Here is a 14971-nt window from a genome sequence, read left to right as displayed (position 1 = left end):
ACGAAGTGAACGCCTAGCCTGCTGCAAGCGCCTGCCCTCACCCCCTGCCCCTCTCCCGCAAGCGGGAGAGGGGAGCAAACCCGCGGAAGCTACCTGCGCTAAGTGCTCTACGACCGCGCCCGCATCGCGCGGCCGATCGCTCCCGTGCGCAGTGCGATCTTGGCGGCATCCTCGCGCAGCGCGCGCAGCCGGCGCTCCAGCACCGCATTGGCGGGACGGCCGGTGGAGCTGGACGTCGGCCCGGCCTGTTCGCTCGACTCGCCCGCCGCGGCGGCCTGCACCAGCGTATCGTTGCGGCGCTTGTCCGCCGAGTCCGCCAGCCGCGCCCGGCGCTCGGCCGCCGCATCCTCCGCGGCTTCGGCAACATCGGCGGCAGCGCCCATCGCCGGTCCCGCCGCTACCGCCAGCGGTACCTGTACTTCGGCCGCGACCGGCGCGCGTTCGCGGCGGATAAAGCCCGCACCGCGCCCGCCGCCACGCTCGTCGGCATGCAGCCGCTCGCTGGCCAGCTGCAGGCTGCTGCGAGCCGCTTCGGTAGCCTGCTCGATCGCCGCCTCGGCAGCGGGAATATCGAGCTCATCGTAGTGCTGCCGCACCTGGATCCGCGCCGCCGCCACGTGCGCCGCCACCAGGTAGTTCTGCACGATAAAGCGGTTCAGGTTGTCGACCGCGCGATGCCGGCTCTTGGGCTCGTCCAGCATGCGCTGGAACGACGAGATCAGCGCCGACAGGTTGTCCATGAACTGCTTGCGCTGCACGCGATAGGCAAAGTCGTCCTTGGCCCGGCGCAGCAGCAGGTCGCGCGTGGCGGCGATATAGCGGCGGTTGGCCTGCAGCACGTTCTCCACCAGCTTGGGGATGGCGCGGTATTCCCAGCTCGGCAGCACGAAGCTGAACAGCGAGGCGATGATGCCGCCGATCACCGTATCGACCAGCCGCTCGCCCGCGACCGTCGGGCTGCCCGGCATCAGCAGGTTGATCTGGATAAGCACCTGGATGCAGGCCGCGATCGCGGTGTAGCGGTACTTGATGGTCACGAACGCGGCGCTGGCCACCAGCGCCAGGAACAGCACGCCCAGCAGTATCAGCGGCTCGTCCACCACCTTCAGAATGCCCACCGCCACCACGCAGCCGATCAGCGTGCCGATCACGCGGTCGTTGTAGCGCTGCTTGGTCATGCTGAAGTTGGGCTTCAGGATGACGATGATGGTCAGCAGGATCCAGTAGCTGTGCGAGACGTACGGCAGGTGGTTGGTGACCCACAGCCCCAGCGCCACCGCCATCGACATGCGCAGCGCAAAGCGGAACGCAGGCGAGCGCCAGTGCAGGTTTTCGCGCAGCACGCCCAGCTCGTACTTCTGGCGCGTCAGGAATGGCGTCATGTCGCTGCCCGGCAGCACTTTGGCCGGTTCCACCGGGGTGCGCGAGGCCTCGTGCAACTGGCCGATCAGCGTGATCGCGCCGCGGATCATGTCGAGCGTCTCGGCCAGCGCGGTCATCGCCGCCGGGTTGATGTGGTGGTGGCGCAGCTGCGCGATCTCGGCCTCGACCGCGCGCAGGCCCCCGCGGTATTCCACGATGCCGTACGAGCCGCGCCCGCGCGTGACCTCGTAGGCGATCTCTTCCACGTCCTTGCACATCAGCACCACCAGCCCGCGCAGGTGGTCGAGCACCGGCGTGCCGCCGAAGGTCTGGCGCAGCAGCGGGTAGTCGGTGTTGGTGGACAACACGTACTCGTACAGGTCGAGCATGCGCAGGTGCACCTGCACCAGCAGCCCGTCATGCGGCGTGCGGTTGCCGCGCAGCACCAGGTCGCGCGCGGCCTGCTGGCGCTCGGCCACCACGATCTGCTGGCGCACCAGCTGGTTGAACTGGGCATCGTAGTCGTTGCCGGCATCGTAGAAGCCGGCCTTGATCTCGAGGTAGCCGGCCAGCTCGTACAGCGACTCGGCCAGCACCTGCTGCCTGGTGCGGCGCTCGGTCAGCCAGCTGACCAGCATCGCGTAGCCAAGGTAGGCCACCGCGCCGGCGCTGAACTGCGCCGCATGCACCAGCGCGCGCTCGACCACGAAGTCCTCGTTGATCGTGAGCGTCATCACGAACAGCGCCGCGAATTGCAGCGGCAGGGTCTTGTTCCCGTACACCGTCATCATGGCGGCGAGGAACGTCACCAGCACCAGCACGAACGGCATCACGCGCGGGAACGGCGTGGTCAGCGCCACCACCAGCGTCACCGCGCTGCACAGCAGCACGCTCGCCAGCATCTCGTTGAACTTGTGGTTCAGCGGGCTGGGCAGGTCCATCAGGCTGGTGCACAGCGCGCCCATCGACACCACCATCGCGGTGGGCAGGTCGGAGAACTGCAGCGCGATCAGCGTGGCGCCGATCACCCCGGTGGCCGAGCGCAGCCCCCGGTACACGTAGTGCGAATACAGGAAGGTGCGGGGGTCGTGCGCGTATTGCATGCGGCGAAGCGGCGGGGGCCAGGTTGTGGAGATTGCAGCGCTACGTCACTGGCCCAGCCAGCGCGAGCGCGCCGCATGCCTGCCGTCCGCCAGCTTGACCTTGAACTGCGCCGCGGGCTCGCGCGCCAGCGTGACCGGCAGCACCTGCAGGTCGTCGCGGCGGAAGGCGTGCAGGTCGACGCGGTCGCCGGTGCGGTAGCGTCCCAGCAGCTTGTCGATCTGGCCCGGCGCTACGCGCAGGCCATCGATGGCCACCAGCAGATCGCCGGCCGACAAGCCTGCAGCCTGCGCCGCGCCACCGTCCAGCACCTGCGTGACGCGTACCCAGCCGTCGTCGGTCTTGACCTTGATGCCCAGCGCCGCGGTGCGCGACGGCTTCTGCGCCTCGGCCTTGACGCCGAAGTCCCTGAACAGCGCCGCCAGCGGCAGTTCGCCCGTGCCTTCGGTCAGCGAGCGCAGCAGGCCGCCCAGCTTCAGGCCGGTCACTTCGTCGAACAACGCATAGACCTCCGGCTCGGTCACGCCACGCTGCGTTGCGCCGGGCGCATAGAAGCCGCGCCCGTAGCGGCGCCACAGCGCGCGCATGACATCGTCGAGCGAGCGCCGTCCGCGCGTCTTGGCGCGGATGGTCAGGTCCAGCGCCAGTGCCACCAGCGACCCCTTGGTGTAGTAGCTGACGATGGCATTGGGCGCATTCTCATCCTGGCGGTAGTACTTGGTCCAGGCATCGAACGAGCTTTCGGCCACGCTCTGCTTGGTGCGGCCGTTGCCGCGCAGCACGCCGTTCCAGGTCTTGCCCAGCATCTCGACGTACTGGGCCTCGGTCACGCAGCCCGAGCGCACCAGCACCAGGTCGTCGTAGTAGCTGGTGAAGCCCTCGAACAGCCACAGCAGCGGCGTGTAGGTTTCCTCGGCCAGCCGGTATGGCACGAACGCGGCGGGCTTGATGCGCTTGACGTTCCAGGTGTGGAAATACTCATGGCTGCACAGGCCCAGGAAAGTGCGGTAGCCCTCGCTGGTGTCGCCGTCGTCGCTCGTGCCGCGGACCGGCAGGTCATTGCGCGCGCACATCAGCGCGGTACTGGCGCGGTGCTCGAGGCCGCCGTAGCCGTCGGTGGTGACCATCGTCATGAAGACGTAGCGGCGGTTGCTGTCCAGGAACGGCGCCTCGGCGCTGCGGGGTTCGAACAGGCGGATCTGGGTTTCGCAGATGCGCTTGAGGTCGCGGCACACGCGCTCGAGATCGAGGTTGGGCACGCGGCCGGTGAAGACCACGTCGTGCTGCGCGCCGCACGCACGGAAGCTGGCGAGCTGGAAATTGCCCATCTCCACCGGATGGTCGACCAGTTCGTCGTAGTCGGCGACCTGGTAGCGGCCGAAGCCGTAGCGCTTGGCGCCGTCGCGGCCCGGCGCTTCCGGCATTGCGGTGGCGACACGCCAGCCGCGGTAAGCCTCGCCTTCGGGGGCGTGGATATCGACGGTGCATGGCCGCTCGGCCTGGCCTTCGACGCACAGGAACACCGAGCTGCCGTTGAAGAAGCCATGGGTGGCGTCCAGGTGCGCCGCACGCACCGACAGGTCCCAGGCATAGACTTCGTAGCTCAGCGTCAGCGGGCCTTCCGACAGGCTCACCGGCGCGGCCCGCCAGCTCTGCTTGTCGAGCTTGGTCAGCGGGACTTCGCGTCCGCCGGCATCCGCGCGGATGCGCACGATATGGCGGGCGAAGTCGCGGATCATGTAGCTGCCCGGGATCCACGCGGGCAGCGTGAAGCGCTGGCCGGCGGGATCGGGCTCGCTCACCGTGACGGTGACGGCAAACAGGTGCGCCTCGGGCGCAAGCGGGGCGATGGCGTAGCGGATCGGCGTCATGGGCAGGATTGTAACGTCGGCGCACTGCTGGGCCCGCCAACGCTTGTGAAGCAGCCGGTCGCCGCTCAGGCGCGATTGACGTCGACCACCACGCGGCCGCGCATGCCGCCTTCCACGATCCTGCGGCCGGCGTCGATCGCCTCGGCCAGCCCGATCTCGCGCGTGATCGCGTTCAGGCGATCCGGCTCCAGGTCGCTCGCCAGCCGCTGCCACGCGCGCTCGCGCAGCGCCATGGCCGCCATCACGCTGTCGATGCCGTGCAGCGTCACGCCGCGCAGGATGAATGGCGCCACCGATGCCGGGAAGTCCATGCCCTGCGCCAGCCCGCAAGCTGTCACCACGCCGCCGTAGCGCACCTGCGCACACGCGTTGACCAAGGTATGCGAGCCGACCGAATCCACCACCGCGGCCCAGCGTTCCTTCTGCAGCGGCTTGCCGGGCGCGCCAAGCTCGGCGCGGTCGATGACATCGGCAGCGCCCAGTGCCTTCAAAAAATCCGCTTCATTGGTCTTGCCGGTCGACGCCACCACCTTGTAGCCCAGCTTGCTCAGCACGGCGATCGCGACCGAGCCCACGCCGCCGGAAGCGCCGGTCACCAGCACCTCGCCATCGCCGGGCTGCACCGGGCCGTTGACGCCGCCGCGCTCCAGCGCCAGCACCGACAGCATCGCGGTATAGCCGGCGGTGCCGATCGCCATGGCCTGGCGCGTGGTGAAGGCGTCGGGCAGGCGCACCAGCCAGTCGCCCTTCAGCCGCGCGCGCTGCGCCAGGCAGCCCCAGTGGGTCTCGCCCACGCCGTAGCCGTTCAGCACCACCTTGTCGCCGGCCTGCCAGCGCGGGCTGGACGATTCCAGCACCGTGCCGGCGCCGTCGATGCCCGCCACCATCGGCCACTTGCGCACCACCGGCGAGCGGCCCGTGATCGCAAGGCCGTCCTTGAAGTTGATGGTGGAGTAGTCCACGGCGACCAGCACGTCGCCCTCGGCGGGCAACTGCGCTTCGTCAAGCGTGGCGAGATTGGCCTGGGTGGTGCCGTCGGCCTGGGTCAGCAGCAATGCCTGGAACGTCATGGTGTCTCCTTGCCGCCTGGCGGCGGTCGCCTGGGAATGAGGGGAAAGCGCAAAGCAGAACGGCCGGACAGGTCCGGCCGTCGATCGAGCCGGGACGGTGCCGGCGCGCGCTTATTTCTTGACGCTTGCGAGCTTCTTTTCCAGCGTGGCCACGTCGGCCGCGCCCGGGATGCGGGTGCCGTCCATGAAGAACACCGCCGGCGTGCCGGTGACATTCATGCTCTGGCCCAGCGCCAGGTTTTCCTGCAGCGGCGTCTGGCAACTGCCGTTGCCGGTCAGCGCCACATGCTTGAGCATCCAGTCGCGCCACGCCTTGGTGCGGTCTGCAGCGCACCAGACCTGCTTGGCCTTGGTCTCCGAGTCCGGCGACAGCACCGGGTACAGGAAGGTGTACACCGTGATGTTGTCCATCTGCTGGAAGGTCTGCTCGATGCGCTTGCAGTAGCCGCAGTTCGGGTCGGAGAACACCGCGAGCTGCCGGCTGCCATCGCCCTTGGTCCACTTGATCGCGCGCGCCAGCGGCAGATCCGACCACTTGATGCGGTTGATCTCGGCCATCCGCTCTTCGGTCAGGTTGGTGCCGGTGCGGGTGTCGATCATCTCGCCGTTGAGGATGTAGCGGCCGGTGCTGTCGGTATAAACCACCTGCCCGCCGATATTGGCTTCGAACAGCCCCGGCACCGGGGTCTTGCTGATGCTCTTCACTTCGGCGCGGCCGCCCAGCACCTTCTGCAGCGACTCCTTGATGCGGTCGGTGCCGGGCTCGGCCGCCGCCATGGCATGCAGGGCAAAGCCGGCCGCGGCCAGGCCGCCAACGACGGCGGTGACGGCGGCGCTGCGGACAGGGTTGCGGCGCAGGAATTGAAACATGTGGGCTCCAGGGGTATTCGGTGATCGTTCGGGGCGCGTGGCGTCAGCCGAGCGCGCGCCCGATCAGGAAGCGCTTGAGCAGCGGCTGGCCGCCCACCGCGCGCATGCCGGTGTTGCGCACCACGCGTGCCACGCCGCCAGGCAGCGAGAACAAGCGGTGCAGCCCGTCGGTGGCCGCGGTCAGCGACAGCAGGTCGGTGGCGCGCGCGCGCTCGTAGCGGCGCAGCAGGCGCAGGTCGCCCTCGCTGCGGAAAGGTTCTTTGTCGGCCATCACGCGGCCAAGTTCCGCGACATCGCGCAGGCCCAGGTTCATGCCCTGCCCGGCCAGCGGGTGCACCACGTGGGCGGCGTCGCCGACCAGCGCCACGTGCGGCTGCACGAACTGGTCGGCGCGCTGCAGCACCAGCGGGAAGCCCTGCGCCGGCGTCACGCAGCGCAGCGTGCCGAAATGGCTGCCGACCGCGCCGGCGGCGGCCTGCATCACGGTGGCGGCAAGCGCCTCGGGCGACAGCGCGAGCAGGTCGCGCGCATGCGCTTCGTCTGCCGACCAGACCATCGAGACATGGTTGCCGGGCAACGGCAGCATCGCCAGCACCTCGCCGTTGGCAGGCTCTTCGTCGGCCATCAGCTTTTCCGGCGCGCCCAGGAACCACTGCCAGGCGGTCTCGTGGTGCGCACGCGCACAGGCAAAGTTGGCGACCACGCCGAGCTGGCGGTACTTGCGCGTGCTGACGCCGATGTGGCACTGCTGGCGCAGCCACGAGCGCGCGCCGTCGGCGCCAATCGCCAGCGCCGTGCGCAGCCGGGTGCCATTGTCCAGCGTCAGGGTAATGCCCTCCGGATCGCGCTCGCACACGCTGGCGGTGCCGTCGTGCCAGCTCACCTGGTGCTGGAAGCCGAGCGCGGTGTCGAGCGCGCGCTCGACATGGCCGGATTCAACGATCCACGCCAGCTGCGGCACCGCGGCGGCGTAGGCGGAGAAATGCAGGTCGCCGTCCAGGCTGGGCGAGGTTTCGGCGGCGCTGACGTCGCCAAAGACGCGCATGTCGCGCACCGGCTGGATCCGCGCCGGGTCCAGCGCCTCCCACACGCGCATCCGCTCCAGCAGCGCCTGCGAACTGGCGGAGAACGCATAGATACGGCTGTCCCAGTCCTCCGGCCCTGCCGGCGCGCGGCCGACGCCGCGGGGCGGCTTCGGCGCCACCAGCGCCACGTCCATACCCTGCTGGGCCAGCAACAAGGCACAGGACTTGCCGACGATGCCGCCGCCAACGACGGTAGCCTGGAAAGCGGAGGAATTGCGCACAGCGTGGCGCGCGGACGCGTGGGATCGGGTCATGGCTGGATTATAGCTACGTCACTCCGGGGGCCTGGCGGGCGGGGTTGGATGGGCCGTTCATTATTTCCTCAGGTCATTAGGCTTATGACAAATCAATCCGTGCACGGGCTCAAGTTCGGAAACACACAGCCTATATTGAAACGAAATGTTTCTGACCGGGGACGAACCACCTGAAGGGAGGTGGAACAATGTTGAAGAGGGCGCTTTGGCTTGCCGCGGCTAGTATCGCGGTTGTAGGGGGATCGGCATTCGGAGGCACGACTGGCCCGCGGGACGTTTATACCGACGGCGCCAAGGTTTCCAAGTTCGATGTGTATTCGGATGGAGCACGGTCAATCGACCGGCGGGACGTGTTCCTGGATGGTGCAAGGGCAATCGACAGGCGCGACATGTTTACGGACGGCGCCAAGACCACTGACAAGCGGGACCAGTTCACTGACGGCGCATGAACGTCGTGGATTCCGATTGAGCGGAAGCGGCGCTCACGCAACGGCCAGGAATGCATTCCTGGCCGTCTTGTTTTGTATGGGGTTTTTATATGGCGGGGGACGGTGCCCACGCATCTACCCGAAGGCCCGATAGGGTTACAATTGCCGTTTTCCGTGGCAGACCCCGCACAGCCGTCGAGCCTGCGCTCGATGTGACGTGTTTGCCTCGTCCGATGCAGTCCCGCGACTGGCGCGCCTCGTGCCGTCGCCAGCCCGCCCAGGCACCGGACCGCATCCTGCAAACCCTTGATTTCCTAAGACAAGACCATGAGCCTCAAATGCGGCATCGTCGGCCTGCCCAACGTCGGCAAGTCCACGCTGTTCAATGCCCTGACCAAGGCCGGCATCGCCGCCGAAAACTATCCGTTCTGCACGATCGAGCCCAACGTGGGCGTGGTCGAAGTGCCGGATTCGAGGCTCGGCAACCTGGCCGAGATCGTCAAGCCTGAGCGCATCCTGCCGGCCACCGTCGAGTTCGTCGACATCGCCGGCCTGGTCGCGGGTGCGTCCAAGGGCGAAGGCCTGGGCAACCAGTTCCTGGCCAATATCCGCGAAACCGACGCCATCACCCACGTGGTGCGCTGTTTCGAGGACGAGAACGTGATCCACGTGGCCGGCAAGGTCGACCCGCTGTCGGACATCGAGGTCATCAACACCGAACTGGCTCTGGCCGACCTGGCTACCGTGGAAAAGGCCCTGGCCCGCTACGTCAAGCCGGCCCGCGCCGGCGACAAGGAAGCCCAGCGCCTGGTCGCCGTGCTGGAAAAGGCGCAAGCCGTGCTCGACCAGGCCAAGGCCGTGCGCACCCTCGCTCTGGCCCCGGAAGAATGGGATGCCATCCGTCCGTTCTGCCTGATCACCGCCAAGCCGACCATGTACGTCGCCAACGTGCTTGAAGACGGATTCGAAAACAATCCGCACCTCGACGCGGTGCGCGAGTACGCCAAGCAGACCGATTCCCCGGTGGTTGCCGTCTGCGCCGCCATCGAAGCCGAGATCGCAGACCTGGACGACGCCGACAAGGCCGAATTCCTGGCCGACCTGGGCATGGAAGAACCGGGCCTGGACCGCGTGATCCGCGCCGGCTTCAAGCTGCTGGGCCTGCAGACCTACTTCACCGCCGGCGTGAAGGAAGTGCGCGCCTGGACCATCCATGTCGGCGACACCGCGCCCAAGGCGGCCGGCGTGATCCATACCGACTTCGAACGCGGCTTTATCCGTGCGCAGACCATTGCCTATGACGACTACATCGCGTTCAAGGGCGAGAACGGCGCCAAGGAAGCCGGCAAGATGCGCGCTGAAGGCAAGGAATACGTGGTGAAGGACGGGGATGTGATGAACTTCCTGTTCAACGTCTGAGCCAGCCCCGCCGACAAAAAACCCGCGATTTCGCGGGTTTTTTGCTTTCTGCTGCGCGCAGCGGAGCCACCCTGCCGCTTCACAGCTTTTCCAGTTCCTTCCCCCGCAGCCCCACCAGCAACGCCTGGCCATCCGCGCCCACGCGGAACTCCCCGTACATGGCCCCGGCAAAGCGCTCGCCCTGCCCTTCCTGGAAGAAGTACGCATCGGTCGACACCTGCACCTGCGCCCCGCCCCAGCGCGACCTCGCCGCCTGGAAACGCAGCAATTGCTCGCCCACGCCCATCGGCCCGCCGTCATGCAGCCGCACGAAGCCGGCCACGCCCTGCGCGTCGCGCCGGATCACGGCCACTCCGTCGCGCGGGCGGCGCTCCGCCGGCCCCTGCGCCGCGCGGATCTGGTTGCCGATGTCGAAGTTCAGCGCCATGTAGTCGCCCTGCATCAGCGAGCGCGGATCGACCGGCGCGAGCCGCAGCAAGACGGTGTCGCCGCGGGCCAGCAGCGTTTCCTTGCCGGCGATGCCGATGGCGGCCAGCGCCAGGGTCAGCGCCCAGGCGATCACGATCCAGCGCTTCATGCGAACTCCTTGCCGGGGCGGCCGCGCAGCAGCCAGTAGCGCCCGGCCAGCAACAGGACGCCCGCCGCGGCCAGCGTGACGGACTTGGCCAGCAGGGTCCAGTGCAGCGCGCTGTAGTACCAGACAAAGCCGATGGCGATGGCGGCGACGCCCAGGCCCATCCAGGCCATGGAGGCCCGGCGCAGGGCCAGTGCCAGCGCCAGCGCGCCGGCGACGACGGCAGGCGCCGCGGCCATCAGCGCGCCAAAGGCGAGCGTGCCGGCGAGCACCGCCGCCTGCATGGCGGAGCCCGTGGCCAGGCGGCGGCATTCGGCCAGGGCAAAGCCGGCCAGCACCAGCGTCAGCAGCGCGCCCCCGATCCAGTGCGCGACCGACAGGCGCCCCGCCTCGGGATCGAACAGCCACGCCATCGGATGGCTCATCCCGGTCACCACCAGCGCCATGGCGAGTGCGGCCAGCAGCGTGGCATCGGCGAGCGGCTCCAGCAGCGCATGCCGCCCCGCAGCGCACACGCGCGCCTCGGCCAGCGTGAAGCCGGTCACCAGCGCGCAGCCCAGCGGCGCCAGCCAGCCGAGCGTCCACGTCAGCGCCAGCCAGTCATCAGCGGACGCGTGCGGCAGGACAAGATACATCGCGCCCGCCAGCCCGATCCACACGCCAAGCCCGGACAGCAGCCGGTGCAGCCGGTTGGGCATCAGCAAAACCAGCACGCCTTCGAACAGCGCGATGCCGCCCCAGAATCCGGCGGTTTCGGTCACGCGCCTAAAATCGAGCGCCTCGACCAGCCCATACACCGCCATTCCCTGCCCGCACAGGCTGACCGCCAGCGCGAACTGGCTCGCAGCGATCCCGCCGCCACGCCAGTACAGCAACGCGGCCAGCGCGATCATGGCCAGTCCGGTCACTGCCATGGCGACGCCGTTCTCGCGCGCGGCCACGAACACGGTCCCGACCAGGAACATCTGGAAAAACAAGGCGCCAAGCCAGCCGGCCGCGCCCATCAGGCATCGCACCGCCCACGGCGCGTGGCTGTGTTCCGGGCATTCGCCCTGCACCGCGCCGCGCGCGGCCAGTTCACGCCAGAGCCGTTGCTCGGTCTGCAAGGTGGTGTTCATGCCTGCTCCAGCTGGGCGCGCAGTTGAGCACGATAGGCGCGCATCAGCCACGCCGCCGCGCCGGCGGCCAGGCCGATGGTGACCAGCCCGAGCAGCAGGAACGCGCCGAAGTCGCCCTTGCCCTCGAACAGCAGCTTGCCGAGTCCGGCCACCACCAGCACGATGCCCGTCAGGCAGGTCAGGCTCAGCACGACGATATCGAAGGCGCGTTGCCGGTACCACCACGCCAGCCCTGCCAGCACGGCCACTGCAATCGCGAACGGCGGAGCATCGAAGCGGCTGTCGAACAGGCTGGTCAGCCCCAGCGAGCCGGCCTGCACGCACGCGAGCGCCGCCAGCAAGCGGCTGCCGGTCTGTCCCCGAAAGCCCAGCCCGGGCGCGCGGGCGGCCAGCAGGTGCCACAGCGCCAGTTGCAGCAGCACCGCGCCCAGCAGGATCAGGGTGGCGGTGCGCAGGTAGCGGCTGTCGAACAACAGCGCGAACAGGCCTTCCATGCCGAAACGGATGCTGAAGTAGCGCAGCAGCGCCACGTTGCCGACCACCAGCACCAGCCACCAGTGCGGCGCCGCGCGCGCCGCCAGCGCCCACGGCACCGCCAGCAGCGTCCACAGCGCAAACAGCTGCCAGGCATCGGCCCCGGTCTGGTAGGTCTGGCCGATCACGGCGAGCATCACGCCGGCCAGCACCTGCGCGCCCCCGAGCGCGGCGCGGCCGGCGGCGTCGGCGGCGGGTCGCAGCCAGGCGAACGCGGCCAGCACCGTGATGGCGGCGGCGAGCAAGCCGAATTTGGAGAACTTGTGCAGGTCTTGCCAGTTGAAGGCAAAGAAAACGATCACGCCGGCGCACAGCAACGCGGTGCCCAGCGCCATCAGCGCCTGGTCGAGCCAGCGGCGCCAGTCGGCAGCGGCCGGCTCGGTGCGCGCCCAAGGGGCGGCGATCGCCTCGGCAGCCAGCCGTCCGCGTGCACGCCAGTCGGCCAGTGCCCGGCGGATGGCGCGCCGTTCGCCGTTTGCCACGGTGGAGGTGACTTGCATGCTCGCCCTTGCGTGCCCGGATGCGTTGGACTTTAGCAAAGCGGCGCCCGGATCGCACCCGCCTTGCGGCGCGCCGGCGCTATGCCTGCCGCATGGGCGCCGGTATGCTCTGGTTTTCCGCCTTCCACTCTGCCTGCCCCATGACCCTGGGAATCCTTGCCGCCATCCACGATGAAGTCGACGGCCTGGTGGCCGCGATGCGCCACGACGACAGCCGCGCCACGGTGCACACCATCGGCATGCGCGACTATTACGTCGGCAACCTGTACGGCCAGCCGTGCGTGCTGGTGCTGGCGCGCATGGGCAAAGTGGCAGCCTCGGCGACCACGGTCACGCTGATCCGGGAGTTCGGCGCCACCCAGGTGGTCTTTACCGGGCTGGCCGGCGGTGTCGGCGCCGACACCAGCGTCGGCGACATCGTCATCGCGGATCGGACGGTCCAGCACGACCTCGACGCGCGCCCGTTCTTCGGCCGCCATGAAGTGCCGCTGCTGGACCGCGCCGAGTTCCCGGCCGACCCGGCACTGACCGCGGAACTGGAGGGCGCGGCCGCGGATTTCCTGCGGCTCGACCTGGCCGCCGACGTGCCGCCGGAGGTGCTGGCCCGCTTCGGCGTGGCCACGCCGGCGCTGCACAAAGGCATGATTGCCAGCGGCGACCAGTTTATCGGCGCCCCGGCCGCGGTGGCGGAACTGCGCGAGCGGCTGCCCGGGCTGCTGGCGGTGGAGATGGAAGGCGCCGCGGTGGCGCAGGTGTGCCATGAATACGGCGTCCCCTACGCGGTCATGCGCACGGTGTCGGACCGGGCCGACGATACCGCCCATGTGGATTTCGCGGCATTCCTGAAGGAAGTGGCCAGCCACTATTCCAACGGCGTGCTGCGCCGGCTCCTGGCCGCGCGCGCCGAAGCGGATCCCGTGCGGACCTGACCAGGATCAAGCGGCGCGCAGATTTCCGACCGCCGCGCCGGTTCTGTCTTTACCGTCCGCGCGGCCGGACCGCGCCCCAGGCACCCACCAGGATAGCGGCGCCGCCGATCACCGCCAGCCAGCTGCTGAGCTGCCCGTCGACGAACAGGTGCAGCGCGCGGCCGCCATAGAAAGCGGCCGCCGCGCCCGCCGCGCCCAGCACCAGCGCGGCCGGCAGGGTCACGACGCGTCCGGCCGGGTGCAGCCGGCGCGCCGCCAGCCCCACCAGCAAACCCACGATCAAGGTGCCCGGCATCCGCTTCTCCTGTGTAGCCTGAATCACGGCCGCCTGGATCACATCCGCGCACCGCGCCGTAACGATACTGCAAACTAGCGCGGTTGCGACGCATACTGGGTATGCGCCTGCAATCTGTGGTGCCGGCGGTATAATGACAACCGGTCCGGCCACGCTCCGGATCGTACCTGTCCCCAACAAATGCAACTGCTCGCGATCGGCATCAACCACACGACGGCACCAGTCTCGCTGCGCGAGCGGGTGGCGTTTCCGCTCGAGCAGATCAAACCGGCACTGGGCGCGCTGCGCGAGCACCTGTCCGGCCGCAGCGGCACCGAAGCCGCCATCCTTTCCACCTGCAACCGCACCGAGATCTACTGCGCCACCGACGTCCTGAAGCCGGGGCAGGAAGGTTTCGAGCATACCCTGCGGTGGCTGTCGCAGCACCACAACGTGCCGGCCGGCGAACTGGCCCCGCACCTGTACGCGCTGCCGCAGTCCGAGGCCGTGCGCCATGCCTTTCGCGTGGCCAGCGGGCTGGATTCTATGGTGCTGGGCGAAACCCAGATCCTGGGCCAGCTCAAGGATGCCGTGCGCACCGCCGGCGAGGCCGGCTCGCTGGGGACGTACCTGAACCAGCTGTTCCAGCGCACCTTCGCGGTGGCCAAGGAAGTGCGCGGCCAGACCGAGATCGGCGCGCACTCCGTATCGATGGCCGCGGCCGCGGTGCGGCTGGCGCAACGGATCTTTGAAAGCGTCTCGACCCAGCGCGTGCTGTTTATCGGCGCGGGCGAGATGATCGAGTTGTGCGCGACCCACTTCGCGGCGCAGCAGCCGCGCCAGATCGTGGTGGCCAACCGCACTGTCGAGCGCGGCGAGAAACTGGCTGAGCAACTGTCCGGCCAGGGCCTGACCGCGCAGGCGATCCGCCTGACCGACCTGGGCGAGCGGCTGCATGAATTCGACATCGTGGTGTCCTGCACCGCCAGCTCGCTGCCGATCATCGGCCTGGGCGCGGTGGAGCGCGCGGTCAAGCGCCGCAAGCACCGCCCGATCATGATGGTCGACCTGGCCGTGCCGCGCGACGTGGAACCGGAAGTCGCGCGCCTGGACGACGTCTTCCTGTACACCGTCGACGACCTCGGCGCGATCGTGCGCGAAGGCAACGCGCTGCGCCAGGCCGCAGTCGCGCAGGCCGAGGCCATCATTGAAAGCCGCGTGCAGAACTTCATGCACTGGCTGGAAACGCGCAGCGTGGTGCCGGTCATCCGCGAGCTGCAGACCAGCGGCGAAGCCATCCGTCAGGCCGAGCTGGAGCGCGCGCGCCGCATGCTGGCACGCGGCGACGACCCCGAGGCGGTGCTTGAAGCCCTGTCCGGCGCGCTGACCCGCAAGTTCCTGCACGGCCCGACCCACGCGCTGAACCATACCCAGGGCGAAGACCGCGAGGCGCTGCTGCGCCTGGTGCCGGGCCTGTTCCGCCACAGCAGCCACTCCGAGCGCTAGCCGCGCTCCCGTCTTGCCACGCGCCGACCGCGCTGGCACGCCGCCGCCGCAATCCCGGCAGCCCCGGCCCACCGGC

General features: G+C 68.9%; 12 protein-coding genes. 3 read left to right on the top strand and 9 right to left on the bottom strand.

The window, feature by feature from the left end:
- Positions 1-107: 107 nt before the first annotated feature.
- The 5 genes from VSR71_RS22615 to VSR71_RS22595 all read right to left on the bottom strand — a co-directional run bounded on the left by VSR71_RS22615 (position 108) and on the right by VSR71_RS22595 (position 7613).
- On the bottom strand, positions 108-2465 hold the full coding sequence (locus VSR71_RS22615) for an FUSC family protein (RefSeq protein ID WP_342916029.1): 2358 nt from the start codon (positions 2463-2465) through the stop codon (positions 108-110).
- 45 nt (positions 2466-2510) lie between these two features.
- Entirely contained in the window at positions 2511-4334 is a 1824-nt protein-coding gene (locus VSR71_RS22610; RefSeq protein WP_342916028.1) for a M61 family metallopeptidase, read from the bottom strand.
- Between the two features lie 65 nt (positions 4335-4399).
- Positions 4400-5404, bottom strand: a complete 1005-nt coding sequence (locus VSR71_RS22605) for an MDR family oxidoreductase (protein ID WP_342916027.1) — start codon at positions 5402-5404, stop codon at positions 4400-4402.
- A 111-nt stretch (positions 5405-5515) separates the two neighbouring features.
- A complete protein-coding gene (locus tag VSR71_RS22600; protein ID WP_342916026.1) occupies positions 5516-6274 on the bottom strand; it encodes a DsbC family protein in 759 nt (252 codons plus the stop codon).
- Between the two features lie 43 nt (positions 6275-6317).
- Entirely contained in the window at positions 6318-7613 is a 1296-nt protein-coding gene (locus tag VSR71_RS22595; RefSeq protein WP_342916025.1) for a UbiH/UbiF family hydroxylase, read from the bottom strand.
- Positions 7614-8368: 755 nt separating this feature from the next.
- Here VSR71_RS22595 and ychF point away from each other — a divergent pair.
- Positions 8369-9460, top strand: coding sequence for a redox-regulated ATPase YchF (gene ychF / locus VSR71_RS22590; protein WP_342916024.1), 1092 nt, complete (start codon positions 8369-8371; stop codon positions 9458-9460).
- 79 nt (positions 9461-9539) lie between these two features.
- Here ychF and VSR71_RS22585 read toward each other — a convergent pair whose 3' ends face one another.
- From VSR71_RS22585 to VSR71_RS22575, 3 genes are read right to left on the bottom strand one after another with little or no spacing between them, the layout of a single operon-like run.
- Positions 9540-10037: a GDYXXLXY domain-containing protein gene (locus VSR71_RS22585; protein WP_342916023.1), complete on the bottom strand. Its 498-nt coding sequence runs from the start codon at positions 10035-10037 to the stop codon at positions 9540-9542.
- On the bottom strand, positions 10034-11152 hold the full coding sequence (locus VSR71_RS22580) for a DUF4401 domain-containing protein (RefSeq protein ID WP_342916022.1): 1119 nt from the start codon (positions 11150-11152) through the stop codon (positions 10034-10036). The genes VSR71_RS22585 and VSR71_RS22580 overlap by 4 nt, the downstream gene beginning before the upstream one ends.
- Positions 11149-12186, bottom strand: a complete 1038-nt coding sequence (locus tag VSR71_RS22575) for a DUF2157 domain-containing protein (RefSeq protein ID WP_342916021.1) — start codon at positions 12184-12186, stop codon at positions 11149-11151. The genes VSR71_RS22580 and VSR71_RS22575 overlap by 4 nt, the downstream gene beginning before the upstream one ends.
- A gap of 140 nt (positions 12187-12326) precedes the next feature.
- On the opposite strand from VSR71_RS22575, the gene VSR71_RS22570 reads away from it, so the two are divergent.
- Positions 12327-13115, top strand: a complete 789-nt coding sequence (locus VSR71_RS22570) for a 5'-methylthioadenosine/adenosylhomocysteine nucleosidase (RefSeq protein ID WP_342916020.1) — start codon at positions 12327-12329, stop codon at positions 13113-13115.
- 49 nt (positions 13116-13164) lie between these two features.
- Here VSR71_RS22570 and VSR71_RS22565 read toward each other — a convergent pair whose 3' ends face one another.
- Entirely contained in the window at positions 13165-13410 is a 246-nt protein-coding gene (locus VSR71_RS22565) for a hypothetical protein (RefSeq protein ID WP_342916019.1), read from the bottom strand.
- A 180-nt stretch (positions 13411-13590) separates the two neighbouring features.
- Here VSR71_RS22565 and hemA point away from each other — a divergent pair, with 180 nt between their 5' ends.
- On the top strand, positions 13591-14895 hold the full coding sequence (gene hemA, locus VSR71_RS22560) for a glutamyl-tRNA reductase (RefSeq protein WP_029048343.1): 1305 nt from the start codon (positions 13591-13593) through the stop codon (positions 14893-14895).
- Positions 14896-14971 lie beyond the last annotated feature (76 nt).

Source organism: Cupriavidus oxalaticus (assembly GCF_038900635.1).
Classification (GTDB): domain Bacteria; phylum Pseudomonadota; class Gammaproteobacteria; order Burkholderiales; family Burkholderiaceae; genus Cupriavidus; species Cupriavidus oxalaticus_B.
Note: the sequence above shows the minus strand (reverse complement) of the source record. Positions and strands in the feature narration are given on the sequence as shown.